The following is a 20772-nucleotide window of genomic DNA, read 5'->3' on the forward strand; positions in this document are numbered from 1 at the left end:
ATAATTTTGAGGATTCTACCGATGCTGACCCAAGCGCCAGCCCGGTAAGGTCGATTCGCTCGTTACCTCGAACTGAGCAATCCGCATGCGTATCAGCGCAAGGAGGAGTCCGGTGCACGAGATCCGCGGTCGCTGTGCAGAATGCTCCCGGCGACAGCACCGCGCCACGCCACCGCACCGCGGAGCGCCTGGTGGCCAGTCATGATTCATTCGGGAATTGATCGAAATAGGCCACTATGCGGTTGGAGAACGCGTCATTGATCGCGCAGAGGTAGAGCTTGCCCTCTTGGGCGCCAGGCTCGGTGAGTCGCTGAACCACAATTGTTTTGGCGTATCCCCGATGAAGTCGCGCTCGATGAGATCGTCTCGCGCAGGCGGGCCCACCGTGTGAAGCGGGTGTTCACCCACCATAGACAACCCACTTCCGATTGCAGCCCGGGGCCTTCGGCTTCGAGTCGGCCCCCGTACCGTCTAGCTGGCGCGCTTCAACTCGCTGAGCGAGCTACGGAAGGCGCGCAGTGCGTGGTGCAGTTGACACTTCACGACGGGTTCGGTGACGTTCAGGTCGGCGGCGATCTGGTGCGTCGCCCAGCCGAGGTAGTACGCCCGGTGGATCACCTTGCGATGCGATGGGTGCAACCGAGCCATGGCTTCGGTGATCAGCACGCGCTCGAAGAGCTGGTCTGACCCGTCGGCTCGGGACGCGTCGGTTCCCTGCAGCCCGCCAGTCTCAGCTCGCGCTCTCATGCCTTCGGTGCGCCTTTCATGACGGGGTCTCCGACGTCCGCGGCCCGACGGGTGAGGCCGGGCCCGCGTGCAACCCGGTCAACGGATCGACGTTGCCGCCGGCCGTTGCCTGGTTCTCCAGCAGGTAGGTGAGGATGAAGTCGTGCGAGGTCGCCAGGTGCTCGCGGACCAGCTGCGCGGCCAAGGCAGCGTCGCCGCCCTCGACCGCGGCCAGGATCGCGAGATGTTCCGACACCAGGTGCTCGGTCTGCCCGATGACCTCGAGATGGACATATAGATAGCGGTCGGTAAGACACCGCAGTCGTTCGACGAGCTCGATCATCCGCGGCCGGTTCGCCCGCTTGTACACCGCCGCGTGAAATGCGGCGTTTGCGGTCAGCCACACGCGGGGGTCGGCGTGCTGTTCCATGACCTCGAGCTGCTTGCGCATGGTGAGCAGGTCCGCCCGGCCGACGTTGGGAACGGCGATGCGGGTGGCGAGCGGCTCGACCGCCTCACGCATCTCGTACAGCTCCTGCAGCTCGGCGACCGACATCCCCGTCACCGCGGCGGTCGCGTTCGACATGGGGCGGACGAGCCCCTCGCCCGCGAGGATCTGCAACGCGTCCCGCACCGGGATGCGGCTCACGCCGAACCGGGCGGCGACGCTGTGCTGCGAAAGCCCCGAGCCAGGCGGGATGACACCCTGCAGGATGTCGAGGCGCAGCTGCGAGGCCACCCGTTCGGCCGCCGTTTCGTATGCCATAACGCCTCCATGTATACCAGCAACAGCAATGGTATATAGCATCGCCCTTAGCTGCGAGTCGGGGCCGAGAATTGTGAGCTCAGCGCCAGCACCGGGCTGACGGGTTCGACGCGGCTTTTTGCCGACGCCGGGTCGGGCGCTAGCGGCCGGCCTTAAGCGCCAGATCGATGGCGTACTGATTCACGAAGGTGCCCGCCGGCGGGTCGCCCTTGCCGCACGTTCCGTCGGACTCGCCGGGGCGTTTGATCCACAGGTACGCATCGGCGTGGGCGCCTGCGGTGGCCGAGGTGGGCGGGACGCCGAGCGCGCGCCCGCTCGGGTTGCACCAGTTGAGCTCGGAGTCCGGCGCGGGTCCGACGCCGTTGCGCGACGTGTCGATGACGTAGTGCGAACCGTTCGTCAGCCCCGAAATCGCCTCGCCGTAGCCGATTTCGTCCTCGGTGGTGAAGAAGTTGGCCGTGTTGACACTGAAACCGCGGGCGTGCCCGATGCCGGCCTGGTTGAGCCTGGCGGCCATGTCCTCCGGGGTGTGCCAACGCAGGTGGCCGGCGTCGACGTACACGGCCGCGTTCGGGTCCCGGCTCAGCGTGTCGACAGCGTAGTGGATGAGATCGTAGCGTTCCTGCCGCTGGTCGCCCGAGAGGCAGTCGGCCATGGCGAGCGCGTCGGGTTCGACGACGATCGCGACCCGCGAGGCGCCCAGATCCGACGCGATGCCGTCGATCCACGAGCGGTAGTCGGCGGCCGACCCCATGCCGCCCGCCGCGAAGCTGCCGCAGTCGCGGTGCGGGATGCCGTACAGCGACAGCACCGGGATGGCGCCGGCGGCATTGGCGTCGCCGGTGTACTTCCCGACCGTGGACGCCGACGAGCCCGGGACGATCCAGTAGGCCTGCGGAGTGTTGGCGACGGCGGTCAGCTGGGGGCTCGGCGGGTCGGCACTCTGTGCGGCGCGCATGGCCGCGGACGTGGGGTTCACGTAAAACGGCGCCCCGGCCAACGGGTTGGCGTCGCTGGCCAAGCGCACCCCGCGGGCGGGGCGGACCGGCGTGGCACCGGTCGGGAAAACCATGCCCGCAACGGCTGCGACGGACAGGAATGGGGTGATCCACCGTGCGACAGCACGAGCAGCGGAGAACGTCACGTCAGGAAAACTAGTGCCCCGGCAGATCGAGCGCCAACTGCCCGCTACGCGGAGATCCGGGCCGCGCGGCCACGCGGGTTCGCACCGCGCCACGAGTGCACCGCGGCGATGGCGGTCTTGAGCCCGCGGCGCCGCCCCGTCACGCCGTCCGTCGCGGCAAAGCCTGGCTCGAGTTGGGCGAACATCCGCTCGCTGCGGGTCTCTGGCGCGTCGTCGGCGGAGTCGCGCAGGAACCTGTTCGGCAACGACAGCTTGGCGATGGTGCGCCACGTCTTGCCGTACTGCGCCAAGAACGGGCCGGTGGTGTAGGGCAGGTCGTATTTGTCGCAGACCGCGCGCACCCGCACCGAGATCTCGTGCAGCCGGTTGCTCGGCAGGTCGGGAAATAGGTGGTGCTCGATCTGATAGCACAGATTGCCGCTCATGAACCGCAGCACCGGCCCGGCGTCGAAGTTGGCGCTGCCCAGCATCTGGCGCAGGTACCACTGGCCCTTGGTCTCGCCGATCATGTCGGTCTTGGTGAACTTCTCGGCGCCGTCGGGGAAGTGGCCGCAGAAGATGACGGCGTTGGCCCACACATTGCGGATCACGTTGGCGACCGCGTTCGCCTTCAGCGTCGAGGTGTATGTCGCGCCGGGCGACAGCGCGGTGAGCGCCGGGAAGGCGCCATAGTCCTTGACCACCTGCCGGCCGGCCTTCACCAAGAATTCGCGCGTGCGCACGGCGGTGATGTCGTGCTCGGGCCCCGGCTCGAGCAGCTTCTCCAGGTCGACCGTCTGCAGGCCGATCCCCCACTCGAACCCGAGCGCGAGGAAGGTGTTGAACAGCAGGTTGCCGACGTTGTAGCGCTCCCACGGCTGGTCGCGCGTGACGCGCAGGACGAAATAGCCGACGTCGTCGTCCATGTCGAGGATGTTCGTGTACTTGTGGTGCTGGTTGTTGTGGGCGGAGATCCAGTGTTTCGACGCCGCACTCATGTCCCACTCCCACGTCGAGGAGTGGATCTCGGGATCGTTCATCCAATTCCATTGGCCGTGCATGACGTTGTGGCCGATCTCCATGTTTTCGACGATCTTGGCCACACCCAGGGTCGCGGTGCCCGCCCACCACACCGAGCGCTTCGCGCTGCCCGCCAGCAGGAGCCGGCCGACGACCTCGAGGGCCCGCTGCGCGGCGATGGTGCGGCGGATGTAGCGGGCATCGCGCTCGCCGAGCGACTCTTCGACGTCGCGCCGGATCGCATCCAGCTCGACGGCCAGACACTCGATGTCGGCATCCGTCAGGTGGGCGAAGGCCGGTACGTCGGTGATCGCCATGGTTTCCTCCCCTTAAGCCTTGCGGACCTCAACGCCGAGATCCCGTCAACGATTCAACGACGCCGGCGACCTCAACGTTCCGCCGTGGTGGCGGACTTAAGTGCTACACAGGTCCGAGATCGGTTGCACCCCAACGGGGTTCGTTGATCGGGCGCCATACCGCGACGAGATTAGCGACGGCTCAATACAACATAAGCGCTAGTTGAGCGTTGGCGCCGGCAGCCACATCGGCGTGTCCTCCGACCTACCACCCTACGGGTTGCGCCCGTTACCGCGCGGATCGTCGTCGTTGCGTGCGGTGCCCGCCCAGCACGTCGGAGTTCGCCAGCGTCTGCGCTTCGGCGGCCAGCGTCGATGCCCTGTTCGCGTAAGCGATCGCGTCGGCGTCGTTCGTCCCTTCGGTGCCGCGGGCGGCGTCGAGGTACCGTTTCGCGCCTTCGACATGGGCCTTTGCGTCGGCGCCGACGCTGTCGGCGTGCCTGGCGACGTAGTCCGAGATTTGGCGCACCCGGCCGTCGGCGGTGGCCAGCGCCTGCGTCACCGAGGTGGTGCCGGCTTCGAGGTTCGGTTGCCCGCCGCCGGGGTCGACCCGCCGCGCAGCGCGCCGCCGGCGGTAGAGCGCGACGATCGCCAGGAGCACGACCACGGCGGCGACGGCACCGATTGCGATCAGCAGCCACCTCCGCTTCGACGAGCTTGCCGAACTGTCAGGCGCCGCCACTTTGTTTAGCCCGTCGGCCGCCGCGACCGCGGCACCGCCCCAATCCTTGGTGGCCACCGCCGGGTCGATCTGTCGCGTCCGCAGGCTGCCCACCTCGGCGGTGGTCAGGCCCTGGATCCCCGGCGGCACGCTGAACGCGTAGAGCTTGGTGTTGGTGGCGACGGCCAGCAGCACGTCGTGATCACCCAGCCCGCTGGCGCTGCGGGTCTTGTCGGCCCAGTTGTCGGGCCGGAACCGGGAGAAGTTGTCGACGTAGACCACCCACAGCTGGATGCGGCGGTCGCGGTAGAGCCGGTCGATCGCCGAGCTGACGGCGACCCGTTGGGGGTCCGTCAGTGCGCCGGTGTTGTCCGTGATGTGGTCGGTCAGCGTCGACGGCGGTTGCGCGCCGGCGGGGGTTGTCAGCAGCAGGCCCGCGGTGAGGATCGCCAGGACCACACCGCAGAGGCGAACGACACGCATACCGGCAATTTAGCGGTTGAGGTGCCGGACGGGCGCCGTCGGCGGCCGAAATGATCGCGCCGAGGCGAACGCTGGTCGGCCGCGGCCCGTGCTGGCAGGGTGGCCTTCGTGCGGGTGTGGCTGAGCGGCTAGGCAGCGGCCTGCAAAGCCGTATACACGGGTTCGAGTCCCGTCACTCGCTCTTGTTGTTCAGGGTTGGGCCTGCGGGGTCACGAGGAACTTCTCTCCGGTGGCTCGTTTGACGTACGCAGCGAAGGCGTCGGGAGTGAGCATGCCGGCCAGTGAGACCTCGCGGGTGTAGCCACTCGCGAATGTCGTGGTGAGTTCCGCGGCCACCCGGGCCCGCAGCCGACCGATGGTCTCTCCGCCGGCGTTCTGCAGGAAATAGGTGAGCAGCCACCCGCCGACACCCCAGGCCAGGCCGAACCTCCGGTCGAGCACGGTCGGGCCGGTGTCGAGGGAGCCGTAGATGTAGACCTGCTTGTGGGTGCTGGACCCGTAGCGCGAGTATTCGGTGGCGGTCGCGTTGGCCGCCTTCTCCATGCCGTTGAGGATTTGGCTCGCCAGCGTGCCGCCGCCCGTGGCGTCGAACGCGAGCGTCGCCGAGGTCTCCTTGAGGGCCTCAAACAGGTCGTCCTCGAACGACGGTGTCGTCGAGTTCAGGACGTGGGTGGCGCCGAGTGACCTCAGCAGTTCTACCTGCTCGGGCTTGCGGACGATGTTGACCAGCGGGATGCCATCCTTCAGGCAGATCTTGACCAGCATTTGCCCGAGGTTCGACGCCGCCGCGGTGTGCACGAGCGCCGAATGTCCTTCGCGGCGCATGGTTTCCGTCATCCCCAGCGCCGTCATCGGGTTAACGAACGACGACGCACCATCCCGCGCCGTCGCCCCCTCGGGCAGCACCAGGCAGGCGGACGCGTCGACCGCCCGGTACTGCGAGTACATCGCGCCGCCGGCGATCGCCACCGTCTTCCCGAGCAGGGCTTGGGCCGCGTCGGAGGAGCCGGCGGCCACCACGGTGCCCGCGCCCTCGTTGCCGACAGGGAGCGACTCGTCGAGCCTTGCCGTCAGCGCCGGCAGCGTCTCCTTCGCGACCTGGGCTTTGACGACGGGCCGTTCGGGAGTGCCCGCGACCGTCGCCTTGCTCAAGTCCGCGCTGGCGATGAGCAGGCCCAGGTCCGACGGGTTGATCGGCGAGGCTTCGACGCGAACCAACACCTCGTTGGTTTGCGGCTTTGGCACCGGAACCTCCTGCAGCGAGAGTTCGAGCGCGCCGTCCGAGGTCACCAGCGAGCGCAGTTCGAGGGCGGTGTCGGGCAGGTCTGCGGTCATGTGGGCGTGCCTCGTTTCGGTTGCCGGTGCTTTTGGCTAATTAACGCGCGATGCGGTCATCCGTCTTCCGGCCTTCCGGGTCGACGTAAAACCACCTGCCTGCGCGGCGCTCGAATCGGCTGCGCTCGTGCAGGCTGCCTGCGCGGCCCTCGGCCTCGAACCGGGCGGTGAACTCGACCTCGCCGCGGTCGTCGTCGGGCCCGCCCGCGACGGTGTCTTCGATGCCGAGTCCTGTCCAGGTGATGGCCGGGTCGACGGTGACGTCGGCCGGCCTGGTGCGCGGGTGCCAGGTGCGGAACAGGTAGTCGGCGTCGCCGCGCGCGAACGCCGAGTAACGCGATCGCATCAATTCCTGGGCCGTGCGGGCCTGACGCTCGCCGTGGTGCAGCGGCTGGCAGCAGTCGCGGTAATCGGCGCCGCTGCCGCACGGGCATGGCGGTGCGGCGAATTCGGTCACGTTGATGTGGGTGTCAGTTCCCGATCGGGGGCCGCGGTTTACCGGCCAGCGGCGGGAACGGCGCCTCGCCCTGTACGGGCGCGGCGTCGCCTTTGGGCTTGCGTTCGGTGTCGTCGGTGATGTGGTCGTGCCCGTCGTCGTGACGTTCGGTCATCGCTGTCTCCTTCGTAGGCGTTGCGGAAGCGATACCCACGTTTGCTTCGTTGCCACGAACTTATGAAGTGAGATTTCGGCGGCGTACGGCTGTGCCGATAAGGACTTCCCCACAACGCCTTTCGATGTGATCGGCGTTGCTCAATGCGCCGAAGGTATTACCCAACATGTGTGGGCCGGCACCGATTAGGTTCGCTTGGACCGCCGGACCGGGACGTGGCCCCTGACCCGGACCTCGACCGCGGCTCCCGCCCCGACCTCTTTGACGGTGAAGATGTACAGATCGCCTAGAGGGCTGCCGAGGAGAGGTTCCGACTCCTCCTCGACGTACCACAACACGCCGGGCTGATCGCACGGCGGCTTGATCGCCCTGTTTTCGTCGACGACCCATTTCACCCCCGGGTCGTTGGCCGGGAACTCGATGTTGTCGCCGCGCTTGATCTCGTCAGCGCGAATGGTGTCGAACTGCTGATTCGTCGTCACCGCTACGAGGTTAGTCATGCGGACGCGGTGCCGACAGCGACCGATTCCATATGAGCGGCGCGAGAGAGGTCCATCGGCCTCATCCCGATGCGCGTTTCGCAACTTCGAGAATTCAGCCATCAACAACGAAACCCCCCGGCATCCATCGCGCCCCCGGCTCTGAGTGTTAATAAGCCATAATCCCGATCTACTGCTTGCCGGCGACATGGCTAGAACAGCTGATCGGAGTCTTTGCGTGGTCATATACTCAAGGCGAGCGTCTCCTGCAACCCAGATTGGAGTAAGCGATCCTCCATGAATACCGTATCGCGAACGAAGTCAAATCCCAAACGATCGATTTTGACCTCCTTCAAAGAAGTGTTCAAACCCAACGCCGTCAATTCGCTGTTCTTCTTTGCAGTGATATTGGTGATATTAGCAATCTTCGTGTTCGGCCCAAAAGGTCGCCACCCAAATGCAGACTGGGAAGACGTAATACGGTCGGTCGGGATAGCAGTTCTCGCCGCAATGGTGACATCTATCATCGATCGACAATACTTTCTGGGACACATCGAAGAGCGGATTAGTATCGATTTTCGAGAAGCCGCCGGTGTCGCGAAGTCACTAACGGAGCTCGGCATATACACTTCTCACGATCACTTCGATTTCAGCACAATATTCCGGGAAGCGAATAAGGGAGAAACAGTAAGCTGGTTAGACACATATTGCCCTTTGCAAAATGCTTTCCTGAAAGCACTGGAAGCCGCGTCTGCACGCGGGGTAAATGTCCGCATGTTGATTATTGATCCGAAGTCAGAAACTTCAATGTTTCGCAATGAGGAGCTGGCCAGCAGTTCTGAGACAGGCATGGCATACGAGACTGGCCTGCAGGGCTTCATTCTAAGAATGACTGCCATCGCGGAACGAAGCGGGGGAACATTTGAGATCCGCTTCTACTGCGATCTGCCATGCATTCCTATGTACCTTGTCGGAGATGCCCCATATGCCAGAAAAGGATATTTTTCGCTGTTCTTAACAAAGCCGACTGCCGAATGTCAACACCTGGAGGTCCACTCTGGAGAATGGCTCACCGATATGGCGAAGTATTTTCAAGAGAAATGGGATAGACAAAAGTCAATTCCCGCTACGCCACCACGGCGGGCGAACTGAGAAACACCCGAAGAGGGTCTCGCCAAGATACGGCGGACTACTGGGAAAGTCTGTCACTGTAGATACCCACTCTGAACTGGCATGCCGACGGACCCACAACTCTGCAGCACGCGGGTTCTCAAGATTTCGACACGTTATGAACTCCACTCACCGGGCCAGTGGTGGTCGGAACATGTCACCGGATGGCCGCGTGTAATTGACGAGCGCCACCGCGGCGACCCCGCTCGTTAGCGCCTAGCGCTAACCCCCGAAACCGATCCTTCGCAACGCCGCAAATGCGATCTGCCAGAAGCGGAGAACTGGCGCGGCGGGAGATTCAGCGATTGGATAGATTTTTTGCGCTCGCCGGGTATCGTGACATTAAACGACTAAAGTGGGTAATCTAACTGCATCGCTCAACAGGCGGAACAGACGGTCACGGCAATGACGAAAGGTAGTTCGTCTCGGTTCGTAAGCGGAGCCGCCTGAATAACGCTAGGACGGCACTGAGATGTTCACCTACAACATCGTTGACACTGTCGGGATGACAGCGCAGACAATTTTTCTGGATGCGATCGCGGCAGTTGCCGGCGCAGCGCTCGTCATCATTGCTTTCAGCACTTATCGAACCGGCATCAGGGCGAGGCGGAAGGACACGCTGGACGCCTTGGGTCAGTGGGCGAACGATACCCGCGAAGCCCGCGGCGACGTGACCAGAGTTCTCGTCAACAAAGATAAAAATGAGGTCACCGCGGAACAAGCTCAGGCACTTCTCGGCGGTCCCGACGGCAAGCTAACGGACAAGTACGGCACCGCATTGGACGAGTCGGAGCGCAGGAAGCTTGGCGATCAGGTACGAGACATCTTGAACGGGCTCGAAACGATCGCCCTCGGCGTTCAGCAGGGCGTCTACGACCGAGCAGTCCTTCGTCGAATGGGGAGATCAGTCATTGCTCGGACCTATAAGCAGTTAGAACACTACATCAAATGTATGCAGAAGGAAGAGGCGGAGAGGGCCAAGAGGCGCCGGTGGACCGAAAAACGCCAAGCTCATCCGTTTAAGGAACTCGATGCCCTATATGTCAAGATTGACGGGCCAGGCCTCATCGAGACCTTGGAGGCAGAGCGGAGCCAGCCCTGAAGTCGTCTGCTGACCTACTCTGAGGCAAATAGCGAATGCTGATGCTCATGGCTCTTGCTGCGAGATATCTTGAGCCTCATGTCGTCAGCTCCACTTGCCTTGGGGTATCATCACGCTTTTTCAGATTCTCGATAAATGCGCCTGCTTCTTCTGCCGCGGCGGGCCCTTGCGTCTTAGAATGCTGGACGTAATCTTGGTAAAAGTCGGGCAGCTTCTTCCATCGATCAAAAACCTTCCAAAAATTCTCTCGCCGTTCCCTGCGCGCCACCTCGAGGTTACACGCTTTCGGGTCACCCTCCTCGTAGCCGGCCGCTTTTAGTTCAGCCTTTCCCTGCTGAACGCACCAATCCACGTAGTCATCAACGGTGGCCGCGGCACGCCTGACTATATCTTGGAACTTTTCATTCTCATCGTCTGGCCGAAGATGCATAAGGTCGGCATTATGATTCTGATTGCGGGCCCTATCATACTGACCCCAGAGAGCAGCACCAACGGCCGTCACGTCTTTGCTCATCCAGCCATTAGTTCGGCGACCAGCCTGATCAGCGGCCCAGTCGCGGTACCGAGGGGGCATATCGCGTACCTTATTCCTTAACTCCTTCTGCTCATTTTTCCAGCCTTCGACGATGAGATCGAGCCGCGCAGCCTCGTCGGGGCGGTCGACGAGGAGGCTAGCATCGAAGCGGCCTGGTCGCCGTATCGCTATATCAACGTGGCTCAGGAAATTTGTGCCGAGAAAGAATACGACACGGCGCGAATTGTGCAGTTCTTGGAGTTTCGGCAGCATCGAGGCTGTAGCGAATGAGAGGATGTTACGCCCCTCACTACTTTGTTCGGAACGCTCCCGAAATAATTCGTCACATTCATCGAAAAATACGACGGTGTGGTCGAGGTTCATTAGATGGGTGAAGATCTTCGCTGCCGTCGATTCGATATCTTCCAAACCGCGGCGTATGAAGTGGCCAGGACTGAGCGCGAGCAGCGGCCAGCCGAGCGTCTCGGCCAATTGCTCCACCATAAAAGTCTTCCCGCTTCCGGGAGGGCCATAAATTATGTACGAGACGCCGTTCTTATCGGGTCGACAGATCGGGGCACCGCGCAACCGTTCATTCTCTAGCGGCGTCACCACTTCCGTTAATAGTTTGTTGACTGGCCGTAACACGTCGTCAGGCTCGATCATCTTGCCCAACCGACGAGATGTATCACCCGCACCGCTGTTACCATTCGTCGTCATGTCAGCGGTCGGTGGGGCCGGGTTGCGTGGAAAATACTTATCAAGGATCGCGGCGCGGCGGCGCGCCCGCTCGGCGAGCGACATCAAATGGAAGAGCCGCGCCGCATACGACGTGACCCAGGTTTCGAAGACGCCCGGGCGGCGTGTGCGATCGCTTACCCATCCGGAGAATTCACCCACTGTCTTGTGGGAGACGGCGAGGAAATTCGCGGTCTTCTCAAGGGCCCCAAATGCCTGGTCAAGAACTTCGATTCGGTCGGCGTCATAGAGGACAAGCAGGTCATTATCGAAAACCGACTCCCCGAGGCACAGCGCCACCTCGACGCTGGGCTGCTGGATAGTGCTGCCGTCGTCCTGGTACGTGACCGAGACACCATCGGGCCAGCAACCGTCCGCGTGTTGTCCTGCAGCCACTGCTTCCACCGCTGCGCGGAAGAGCGGTGTGCCGCATACTTGTTCGCCGAGTTCGTCGAGCCCGCGAATGGCGAAGGCCAGCGACGTGGGGTCGTACTCCGGATCGAACGGGAGATGCCTGCGTGCCATCAGGCGATCAACCTGTCGGACGAAGTAGTCCCTTAAGCTCTGCTTGAATGCGCCGAACATGGCGCGGGTGGCGGGCGGTCCGTCATCGAGCACGAGTCCCTTACCCGCGGCAAACTTGAGGATCTTCTCGCGCTCACTGAGCGCTATCGCGACATGAAGCAGATGGTAGGTCGAAACCTCCCGAAGTTCGGACAGCTCCGCCTCGGACATGGCACGATCGGGTGCGTCCTTCGGGTGCGTCAGCTCCGCGAGCCGCCGGCTGGCTTCGGCGAAGCCCCGGCAGAGTTGCGTCGTGAGAGTTTTCCGGTCGCCGTCCGCGGGCTTGCCTTCGGGTGAAAAGGTCTGTTTGGCTGGCGAATTCAGCGGCAGCGCGCCAGCATCCAGCAGCAACCGCAGCGCGTGGAATAGACTGCCGATTACCAACGCAGGCTGGAACAGCGTCGCCTTCGAGTGGCTGTGACTGGATTCGTCGATCCGATCTCCCGCCCAAGTGTCCGAGGAGCCGACCAAAGCGACGAGGATATCGCGCGCAGACAGCGGTTTGCCGTCCTTGGTCTTCACCGCAGACTGCAAAATGCCGCATTCGCCCATCGCGACGATGGCCTGAAACGTGGCTGTCGGGCGGTAGCGTCCGTCGTTGTCCTTTGAGCTGCTGCGCGCGCAATTCCCCCCTGGACGCCAGAGACTGAGTATCGAATCTAACGCTATTTGGCGCCATTTGTCGCTATCAACCATGTTTGGCTCTCCTTCGAGGGCGAAGTGTGCCAAGCTAGCCGACGCTAACATACTCCGCGAGAGCTGATCTGTGAACGCATTTGTCAATGCTATTGAAGATATTTTCAGCAGCACGCGCGTCATGGCACAGCAAGCACCGAGACAGAGTCGGTACTGGCGCGAATCAGTCATGCGCGTGGCGCATGTGCCACACTGCGACGATCCTAGGCGGTCCCGAAGTCAGACCAAAAGGAATGCCTTGAAAGGCTCAGCGTCGCGCACGGCGAAAGATACTGTGTCGCCGCCGAATCCACGCGGTGCACGCTGCTTTCGGCATGAGCGGCGACCGCTGCCATGGCCGCCGCGCGTGGCGGCCCGTCGCGCATCGCGTGTGGTTCGCGGGTAGACGCGCCTGACCCGACACCACGAACTCTGCGACGCGGCCAAGCCGGGTAGGTCTGATCCGTCCTCGGTCATTCGTGACGACAAAAGTGTCGCCTTCACATCCCCGGATTCTTTAAATAAAGTTAGCGGTCCGAGCCACCCCGTTGGAATTGATGGGAGTCGCAGATGTCGGCTTTCCTGATCGCAGCACCTGAGGCCTTGACCGCGGCCTCGGCAGATTTGAGCGGAATCGGGGAGGCGATCACGGAGGCCGCGGCGTCGTGGGCGCCGCCGACCACCGGGATTGCGCCGGCGGCCGCCGATGAGGTGTCGGCCGCGATTGCGCGGTTGTTCAGCAACTATGCGCAGGCCTATCAGGCATTGGGCGCCCACGCGTCCGCGTTTCAGCAGCAGTTCGTGCAGGCGTTGACTGGCGCCGCGGGCTCATACGCGGCCGCCGAGGCCACGAGCGCCGCGTTTCTGCAGCTGCCGAACCTGCAAACCATCGAGCAGAACCTACTGGACACGGCGAATGCCTACAGCGTGGCGTTCACCGGGCGCCCGCTGATCGGCAACGGCGCCAACGGAGCCCCCGGGACGGGGGCACCCGGTGGGGCCGGCGGCTGGTTGCTCGGTTCTGGCGGGGCGGGCGGGTCCGGCGCGGCCGGTAGCGGTGGCGGGGCCGGCGGGGCCGCGGGGCTGATCGGAACCGGCGGGGCCGGTGGGGCGGGCGGCAGCGGCGCGGCCGGTGGTCCGGGCGGACACGGCGGGTGGCTGTTGGGCAGCGGCGGCGCCGGCGGAACCGGCGGGTCATCGTCGACCGGGACGGGTGGGATCGGCGGGATCGGCGGGGCGGGTGGGTTGTTCGGCGGCGGTGGGCCGGGCGGGGTCGGCGGGTTCTCGTCGACCGGGACCGGCGGGGCCGGCGGGGCCGGTGGGGCGGGTGGCCTGCTCGACGGGCTGGTCGGCGCCGGCGGCGGAGCCGGCGGGATCGGCGGCGCCGGGGCGACCGGCGGTGCGGGCGGCGCCGGCGGAGCCGGCGGCATGCTGGCCGGCGCCGGTGGCGCGGGCGGCACCGGCGGGTTGGGCGGCACCGGCGCCGGCGGGGCCGGCGGGCCGGGCGGCGCCGGCGCCCTGCTGGTGGGTAGCGGCGGTCCCGGCGGTGTCGGCGGCACCAGCTTTGGCGGCGACGGCGGGGCCGGCGGTAGCGGCGGCCACTCCGGCTGGCTTCTCGGCTCCGCCGGCTCGGGTGGGGCCGGCGGCAACAACTTTGGCGCCGGTACCGGCGGGCACGGCGGGGCCGGCGGTGACGCGGGCCTGATCGGTTTCGGCGGGGCCGGCGGGGCCGGCGGTTTCGCGTCGAACGGCGCCGGGGGTGCCGGCGGGGCCGGGGGCACCGGCGGCCTGCTGGCCGGCGATGGCGGTGCCGGTGGGGCCGGCGCACAGAGCGCGGCCGGCGTCGCTGGCGGTGCCGGCGGGGCCGGCGGTCGGGCCGTGCTGCTCGGCATTGGCGGGGCCGGCGGGATCGGCGGGATCGGTGCGCCGGCCGGCGGCAACGGCGCCATGGGCGCCAACGGGATTTTGTTGCCGGCGACGGCGCTCAACGTGATCAACGCGCCCAGTCTGGCCCTGACCGGGCGCCCGCTGATCGGCAACGGCGCGCCCGGCGCCGCGGGCAGCGGGGTTGGCGGGGGGCCCGGCGGATGGTTGCTCGGCGACGGCGGGACAGGCGGGTCCGGCGCGAACGGCGTGCCGGGCGGGCCGGGCGGCCCCGCCGGGCTGCTGGGCAGCGGCGGTGCGGGCGGTGCCGGTGGGCTCGGTGCGTCCGGCCCCGGCAGGGCCGGCGGCATGGGGGGCCACGGCGGATGGCTGTTCGGTAATGGCGGTCCCGGGGGCGCCGGTGGGGTCGGTGCCGCCGCGGGAGCCGACGGAGACGGCGGGAGCGGTGGGGCCGGCGGGGCCGGCGGCCTGTGGGGTTCCGGCGGGGCCGGCGGGACCGGCGGAATGACCGGTCAGTTGACCAGTGGTTTGCGACCCGGCGCCGGCGGGGCCGGCGGAACCGGCGGGCTCCTCAGCGGGTTGGTCGGCGCCGGCGGCGGAAGTGGGGGCGTCGGCGGATCGTCAATCCAAGCCGACGGCGGGGCCGGTGGGGCCGGCGGCAGCGGCGGCCCGCTGTTCGGTCTAGGCGGCGACGGCGGCGACGGCGGCGCCAGCGGTAGCGGCGCCGGTGGGCCCGGCGGGCCCGGCGGGCCGGGAGGCGGCCTGTTGGGCGGCGGCGGGTCCGGCGGGGCCGGCGGCTCGGTTTTCCAAGCCGCGGTGGGGAGCGGCGGCGGCGGACTCGGCGGCGCCGGCGGCACCGCCGGCTGGGTGGGCTCCGGCGGTGCCGGTGGACCCGGCGGCACCGTGGTTGCCGGCGTCGGGCCAGTTCCCGGCGGACAGGGCGGCCCCGGCGGCAACGCGACCTTGCTCGGTAACGGCGGGGCCGGCGGGCCCGGCGGATTCGCCGCGACGGGCCCCGGCGGGGACGGCGGCCATGGCGGGAATGGCGGGTTGCTGTTGGGCAACGGGGGTCCCGGTGGGCCCGGCGCGGATGCCGCCCCCACCTTCTCCGGCGGGAACGGCGGGAGCGGTGGAAGTTCGGTCCTGATCGGCGTCGGCGGCAACGGCGGCAATGGCGGCAACGCGGGCGCGGGGCTACTGGGCGGCCCCGGCGCGGGTGGCGCCGGTGGGCTGCTGCTCGGCCGAAACGGTCTGCCGGGATTACCGATGAGCCCCAACCTGCTGGTCAACCCCGGCTTCGAGACGGCCGACGCGTCGGGGTCGGGCTACAGCGGCGTGACCATTCCGGGCTGGACGGTGACCGGGACACCGACCATCATCGCCTACGGAACTCCGCGCGGTTACCCGGGACCGTTCGCCATCCCGGGCCTGTCGGGTCTCCTAGGCTTCCCGGGTACCGCGCCCCCGGGCGGCGGCAACAACTTCGCCGGCGGCGGACCCGTGGCCACGTCCACCATCAGCCAAACCGTCGACCTCCTCGCCGCTGCAGGCAAAATCAATACCGGCACAACGCCGTACACGCTGAGCGGACTGCTCGGCGGCTACCTGGGCGACCCGTCGTCGGCGTCATTGCAGGTCACCTTCCTCAATGCCAGTGGGGCCGTTCTGGGCACCGGGTCGACGGGGTCGGTCACCGCGCTGGATCGCCTGGGAATCACCGGGTTCCAGGCGCGGGACGTCTCCGGGACGATCCCGGTGGGCACCACCAAGGCCGTCGTGACCGCGACCTTCGCCGACCACAACCCGGTCCTCGGCAACTACAACGACGCCTTCGCCGACAACCTGTCGTTCACCGTCGGCGACCCGAACCTCACCCAGCCGACGCTCACCGTACCGACGTCCAACGTCGGCCATCTCGATCACGTGTTCCTCATCTACATGGAGAACCACGGCGTCGGTGACATCCTCGGCAGCCCCAACGCGCCGTACATCAACGCCCTGATCAACAGCTACGGATACGCGGACAACTACTACGCGCTGGGCCACCCCAGCGACCCCAACTACTTCCGGATCCTGGGCGGAACGGACTACGGCATCGACGTCAACCCGCCGCCGAACGTCATCAACGGAACCAACAACCTCATGGCAAAAATGGATACTGCAGGCGTCACGTGGGCCGGTTACGCGCAGAGCATGCCCGCCCCCGGCACCATCGTCGACTCCGGTGACTATGCCGTCGACCAACTGCCGTTTGCCATGTTCAACTACGTCTACGCCAACCCCAGCCCGACCTACCTGACGACCCACTTGCTCCCGCTGACGCAGTTGGGTCCGAATCTGCAGAACCCAAGTACCGCACCGCAGTTCGCGTGGCTAGCCGCCAACGAATCGAACAACATGGAAGGCCCCGTCAGTTTCCCGACCGGCGCGCTGAACTTCCTGGGCAGCCAGCTCACGACGCACCAATACAACATCGCCGCCGGCGACCAGTTCGTCCAGCAACAGGTGTCCACCATCATGGGCTCGCACACGTGGACCGACCCGACGCAGCACGATGCGATCATCATCACCTTCGACGAGGACTACAACAACCTTTCGCTGGGCATCGGTAACGAAGGCAACAACGTCCCGATGATCGTCATCCCGAACGCGGGCGCCGTAAACGCCGCGACCGGTGCGATGCAGTCCGGCCACTTCATCGCAACCGGCCACTACGACCAGTACAGCCTGATGGCCACGATTGAAGACGCCTTGAGTCCGTCGCCCGGAGCTCTGGGACCGCTGACCGCCAACGACATGTACGCCCAACCCATGAATGAATTTTGGAAATAGCGGTAGACCCCGGTCAGTACGTCATCGATCCGTCGCGCGCGGCGGGCCAGCGGGAGCGGCACGCATCTGTCCCGGCCGCGTGATGCGGGAATGTGCCGGTCACTCGCGGGCCCCGTCGTCGCCAGATCCGCGGTCTGTGAAAAGCGTTGTCGTGGTGCGCTTTCGGACACTACGGCATCTTCGCCGCAGCACGCCAATACGTGCAGGACGGCAAGGCTCAGGCCGGAATCGGCTGACCGGACAAGCACATCCGCTAGATGCCTTTGTCGATGTCGGTCACGACTTCAAGGGTGCCCGACCATCCACTCATTGCGCCCTTGTTGCAGCCGCCCACGATTCCGTCCATCTGCACGTCGACCGTGTGATTGTTTCCGGGACCGTGCGCCACTCTGAAGAATTGCGCCGGCTGTCCCGGCGTCACCTGGGAATGCCCCTCCTCGACCCCGTCGACGAAGATATGCACCTCCCCCGGGGCGCACGCGTGAGGATCCCCAGTAAATCTCGTGAGGATCCCCAGTAAATCTGATGAAGTAGGGGGTCCCGCTGCCGCCTACTTGGATACCTTGCCTCGGTGTGCACGTCTGGCTGTACGGCTGTGGACAATCCACTGCGAGGAATTTGGTGTAAGTATTCGCCGAAGCCGGACCCGCCAACGCCACCGCGGTAAGTGCGACCAGCGTCGTTGTTGCTGCCGTGGCTGTCAGTGTGCTCACTGGATGGCTCATGTCCAAAGCCCTTCGATGCGGGTCGTGTATTGAACTCCGACTGCACGGACGCTGTTGCGCGCGATAACGAACAACTTCGGGATCAGACGCTATTGCGCGGGCCGCCCTCGGCGCATCAGGGTTTCCCCTACGGTTTCGGGGGCGATGGTCCGGTCTCGTGTCCCGCGCGATGCACCGACCGCTTTTGGAAGGAGTACGTCGGTGGCCGATGTCGGTAGAGGTAAGGGATGGCACGGTCTGCGCGGCGCATCAGGTGGCAGTCTACCGTCGAACTTCTTCTGCGAGTTGCGGGGTGGGCGGGCTCGAACCCGCGACCAACGAATTTGCAAAAGCGAGTTCTTGTTCTCCCCAAGTATCGACTATATGCGCTTGTGACACAACAAGGTTGACCATAGTAAGTACCGCCAAAACCCGGTGATTTGCACCGATTCTCGCTTACTTTGCGACGAGGTGATCGGTTGTGCCGTCGCTGCACATTGATTTCTCAACCACTGGGATCGCCGCCGCCGCGCCTTCCGAAAATCCGCGTTCGTACAGGCACCACAGTTGAACCAATTGCTCGGCATCACGAATGCTGTTGATTTTCACGAGATAAATTCTCTCCGATCGACGGAATGTTGGACTGAGATACCGCGGCCAAAAGGTGCGCATCACCGATATTCGCCGGTTCGAAGATCAGGGGCCAGCCGGACGACGCGATCGCCGAACCGAATGAGAGCTATCACGCGGTAAACGAGCGCAGTTCGCTGCGCAAGTGGAGCAGACGATCATCCCGACAATTTCTTTGCATGTCCCACCCAATAAGAGGCTATTCCGGTGCAGAACCGAGGCGTGACACGCTCCAACCCGACTCCGGTCGGGCTTGCATATTGTCGATAACGTCGCTGGGGGCACGCATCGTTCACGGCGAAGCGTGGCCTAACCGAGCAGAATTGGGAATCCCCCGTACGGTCGAGTCTGGCTGGCCGCATGGACGGAGTCCTCACCTTCAAGTGACTGCCGCACTCGTGCCGGATGGATATTTCAACGGATTGGCCGTTAACGGAGATTCCGGTTCTCAACGATGCGCGACGCGGGGCTCAGTCGACCGAACACGGTGCGCCCGCAGTTGGCGAGATTTGGCATCCAGTTGGCTGAATGTTGGGTCGGCCGATGAGCTGCGTCCGCAGTTGCGAGTACCTTCACCGCAGAGGCTATCGGTACGTAAGGAGGAGGTCCCGTCTCGTGATCAGTGTGGTCATTGTTGATGACGAAGCCTTGATCCGGTCGGGCTTCGAGTTGATCCTGTCAGCGGCCTCGGACGTGGATGTGGTCGCCACCACCGATGGTGTACACGCCGTGGATCTGATCGCCGAACACCAACCCGACGTGGTGTTACTGGACATCCGGATGCCCGGAAAGGATGGTTTGGCCGTGCTGGCCGAACTGATGGCCGCAGACTGGTCGCCGGTGGTGGCGATGCTGACAACCTTCGACGCCGATGAATACATCGCCGCGGCGCTGCGTCTGGGCGCCGCCGGATTCCTCTTGAAAGACACAGATCCTATTCAACTTCCCGGGATGGTGCGCAGCTTGGCCTCCGGTGGGCTCGTGCTCTCGGACAAGGTCAGCCCGAAGGTGATCGCGGGTTACCTAGATAACCCCGTCGATCGGGTCGCCGTAAGCAAAGTTGGCAGCCTCAGCGGACGAGAGGTCGACGTGCTGCTGCTTGTGGCGCGCGGCCACTCCAACAGCGAGATCGCCGCTAGGCTTTTCTCTAGTGTTGGCACCGTCAAAGATCAAGTCAGCTCGATCCTCACGAAACTCTCGGTCAAAACGCGGGTGGAAGCCGCAATCATCGCGCAACGTGCCGGCATTCTGGACCGTGATCCGGCGTGACTAGGTGGCTCCCGTTGGTGACCCGTCAACACGCGATCAACGGCACCTTGCTCGTACTGGCGGCCGCTGACGCCGCGGTATCGATCCTGACCAGCGAGGCCCATTCTCCGGGCTGGATCTTGGCCGCTGTTGTCGCCATTGTCGGCTTGTGTTTCCGCAACCGTGCTCCGTACGTGGTTTTCGCGCTAACGGTTCCCGCGACGGTGATCGGTTACGGCGTGCTGGCCGCCATGGTCGCTTTGTTCACGGTAGCGGAACGACGACCGGCCCGAAGCGGGCTAATCGCGTGCGCACTAACCGTTTTCGTCTGCTATTCCGCGCCGTGGAGAGAGGAGGAGTCCTACTGGAGTCTAGGCACCGCGTGGTCCGCCCTCTACGGCATCATTTTCGCGGTCGCACCGGTGTTGCTCGGCCTGCTAGTGCGAGCCCGTTCCGAGCTGTCCAGCAAGCTGGCCGAGATTGAGCGCGCCCACCGGCATGAAGAGGAGTTGCTCGTTGAGCGTGCGCTGGCGCGAGAACGCGCGGATCTGGCCCGCGAGATGCACGACGTGGTGTCGCATCAAGTCAGCCTGATCGCGGTGCAGTCGGGTGCGCTGCAGGTCACCGCGCCCGACGATGCCACCGTGCGAATAGCTGAGACAATCCGCGCACTGTGTGTGAAAACCCTCGACGAGCTCCGGCAAATGGTGGGAATACTGCGCGCGGCTGGCGGCAGCACCGCCGCGCCGACACCGCAACCGGGACTCGATGACGTGGCCACGCTCGTTGCCGAATCCGGTGTGCCGGCGGTGGTCAGGACGCGTTCAAACGCCTCCATCACCCCTTCAGCGGTGGTACAGCGTGTCATCTACCGAGCCGTGCAAGAGGGCCTGACCAACGTCACCAAGCACGCCCCCGGCGCCACCGCCTGCGTCGAGTTGTCAATCGACCGACGATGCGTGGGGTTGACACTTACCAACAGCAAACCCCACCGGTCGCCAGACCAGTTGCCCAGCGCCCAGCAGGGGCTGCTCGGCTTGCGCGAGCGCGCCGAACTACTCGGCGGCAGCCTGCACGCAACCCACCTCAGCGACGGCGGCTACCAACTACAGATCAGGCTGCCCACCCACGTCTGAGGCACGAAGTGGCCG

The 20772-nt window shown here is 65.0% G+C and carries 16 protein-coding genes, 1 tRNA gene and 2 pseudogenes; 7 read left to right on the forward strand and 12 right to left on the reverse strand.

The features are described from left to right. Positions 1 to 471: 471 nt before the first annotated feature. The 5 genes from SKC42_RS09955 to SKC42_RS09975 form a co-directional block, all read right to left on the reverse strand. Complete coding sequence (locus tag SKC42_RS09955) at positions 472 to 747, reverse strand: sigma factor-like helix-turn-helix DNA-binding protein (RefSeq protein WP_330964146.1); 276 nt, start codon at positions 745 to 747, stop codon at positions 472 to 474. A 16-nt stretch (positions 748 to 763) separates the two neighbouring features. Beyond that, a complete protein-coding gene (locus SKC42_RS09960; RefSeq protein ID WP_330964147.1) occupies positions 764 to 1492 on the reverse strand; it encodes a GntR family transcriptional regulator in 729 nt (242 codons plus the stop codon). A gap of 139 nt (positions 1493 to 1631) precedes the next feature. Next, positions 1632 to 2636 carry a glycoside hydrolase family 6 protein gene (locus SKC42_RS09965; RefSeq protein ID WP_330964148.1) on the reverse strand — a complete coding sequence of 335 codons (1005 nt, stop codon included), beginning with the start codon at positions 2634 to 2636 and terminating at the stop codon, positions 1632 to 1634. Positions 2637 to 2680: 44 nt separating this feature from the next. Then, the gene (locus SKC42_RS09970) at positions 2681 to 3952 is read right to left on the reverse strand and encodes a fatty acid desaturase family protein (protein ID WP_330964149.1); all 1272 of its coding nucleotides are present in this window, start codon (positions 3950 to 3952) and stop codon (positions 2681 to 2683) included. A gap of 268 nt (positions 3953 to 4220) precedes the next feature. Further along, complete coding sequence (locus SKC42_RS09975) at positions 4221 to 5135, reverse strand: TPM domain-containing protein (RefSeq protein ID WP_330964150.1); 915 nt, start codon at positions 5133 to 5135, stop codon at positions 4221 to 4223. Between the two features lie 110 nt (positions 5136 to 5245). On the opposite strand from SKC42_RS09975, the gene SKC42_RS09980 reads away from it, so the two are divergent. After that, positions 5246 to 5316, forward strand: a tRNA-Cys gene (locus tag SKC42_RS09980). Between the two features lie 8 nt (positions 5317 to 5324). Here the strand turns inward: SKC42_RS09980 and SKC42_RS09985 are convergent. The 4 genes from SKC42_RS09985 to SKC42_RS10000 all read right to left on the reverse strand — a co-directional run bounded on the left by SKC42_RS09985 (position 5325) and on the right by SKC42_RS10000 (position 7563). Beyond that, entirely contained in the window at positions 5325 to 6470 is a 1146-nt protein-coding gene (locus tag SKC42_RS09985) for a zinc-binding dehydrogenase (protein WP_330964151.1), read from the reverse strand. A gap of 40 nt (positions 6471 to 6510) precedes the next feature. Beyond that, positions 6511 to 6927 carry a YchJ family protein gene (locus tag SKC42_RS09990; protein ID WP_330964152.1) on the reverse strand — a complete coding sequence of 139 codons (417 nt, stop codon included), beginning with the start codon at positions 6925 to 6927 and terminating at the stop codon, positions 6511 to 6513. 13 nt (positions 6928 to 6940) lie between these two features. Further along, positions 6941 to 7081, reverse strand: a complete 141-nt coding sequence (locus SKC42_RS09995; protein WP_330964153.1) for a hypothetical protein — start codon at positions 7079 to 7081, stop codon at positions 6941 to 6943. Positions 7082 to 7266: 185 nt separating this feature from the next. Then, positions 7267 to 7563: a hypothetical protein gene (locus SKC42_RS10000; RefSeq protein WP_330964154.1), complete on the reverse strand. Its 297-nt coding sequence runs from the start codon at positions 7561 to 7563 to the stop codon at positions 7267 to 7269. 294 nt (positions 7564 to 7857) lie between these two features. Between SKC42_RS10000 and SKC42_RS10005 the strand changes: the two genes are divergently transcribed. After that, on the forward strand, positions 7858 to 8712 hold the full coding sequence (locus SKC42_RS10005; RefSeq protein ID WP_330964155.1) for a hypothetical protein: 855 nt from the start codon (positions 7858 to 7860) through the stop codon (positions 8710 to 8712). Between the two features lie 490 nt (positions 8713 to 9202). After that, a complete protein-coding gene (locus tag SKC42_RS10010; RefSeq protein ID WP_330964156.1) occupies positions 9203 to 9832 on the forward strand; it encodes a DUF4760 domain-containing protein in 630 nt (209 codons plus the stop codon). 76 nt (positions 9833 to 9908) lie between these two features. Here SKC42_RS10010 and SKC42_RS10015 read toward each other — a convergent pair whose 3' ends face one another. Then, on the reverse strand, positions 9909 to 12344 hold the full coding sequence (locus SKC42_RS10015) for an ATP-binding protein (RefSeq protein WP_330964157.1): 2436 nt from the start codon (positions 12342 to 12344) through the stop codon (positions 9909 to 9911). A gap of 549 nt (positions 12345 to 12893) precedes the next feature. On the opposite strand from SKC42_RS10015, the pseudogene SKC42_RS10020 reads away from it, so the two are divergent. After that, positions 12894 to 15470, forward strand: a pseudogene (locus tag SKC42_RS10020) (PE family protein); the annotation flags it as partial. A gap of 726 nt (positions 15471 to 16196) precedes the next feature. After that, positions 16197 to 17039: pseudogene (locus SKC42_RS10025) on the forward strand (alkaline phosphatase family protein); the annotation flags it as partial. A 253-nt stretch (positions 17040 to 17292) separates the two neighbouring features. Here the strand turns inward: SKC42_RS10025 and SKC42_RS10030 are convergent. Both SKC42_RS10030 and SKC42_RS10035 read right to left on the reverse strand, forming a co-directional pair. Beyond that, on the reverse strand, positions 17293 to 17502 hold the full coding sequence (locus SKC42_RS10030) for a hypothetical protein (RefSeq protein ID WP_330964158.1): 210 nt from the start codon (positions 17500 to 17502) through the stop codon (positions 17293 to 17295). A gap of 697 nt (positions 17503 to 18199) precedes the next feature. Then, positions 18200 to 18352: a hypothetical protein gene (locus SKC42_RS10035; protein WP_330964159.1), complete on the reverse strand. Its 153-nt coding sequence runs from the start codon at positions 18350 to 18352 to the stop codon at positions 18200 to 18202. Between the two features lie 636 nt (positions 18353 to 18988). On the opposite strand from SKC42_RS10035, the gene SKC42_RS10040 reads away from it, so the two are divergent. Beyond that, a complete protein-coding gene (locus tag SKC42_RS10040; RefSeq protein WP_330964160.1) occupies positions 18989 to 19642 on the forward strand; it encodes a response regulator transcription factor in 654 nt (217 codons plus the stop codon). Next, positions 19639 to 20757, forward strand: coding sequence for a sensor histidine kinase (locus SKC42_RS10045; RefSeq protein WP_330964161.1), 1119 nt, complete (start codon positions 19639 to 19641; stop codon positions 20755 to 20757). The genes SKC42_RS10040 and SKC42_RS10045 overlap by 4 nt, the downstream gene beginning before the upstream one ends. The last annotated feature ends 15 nt before the right edge of the window (positions 20758 to 20772 follow it).

Origin of the sequence: Mycobacterium sp. 050134, from assembly GCF_036409085.1 — a bacterium.
Classification (GTDB): domain Bacteria; phylum Actinomycetota; class Actinomycetes; order Mycobacteriales; family Mycobacteriaceae; genus Mycobacterium.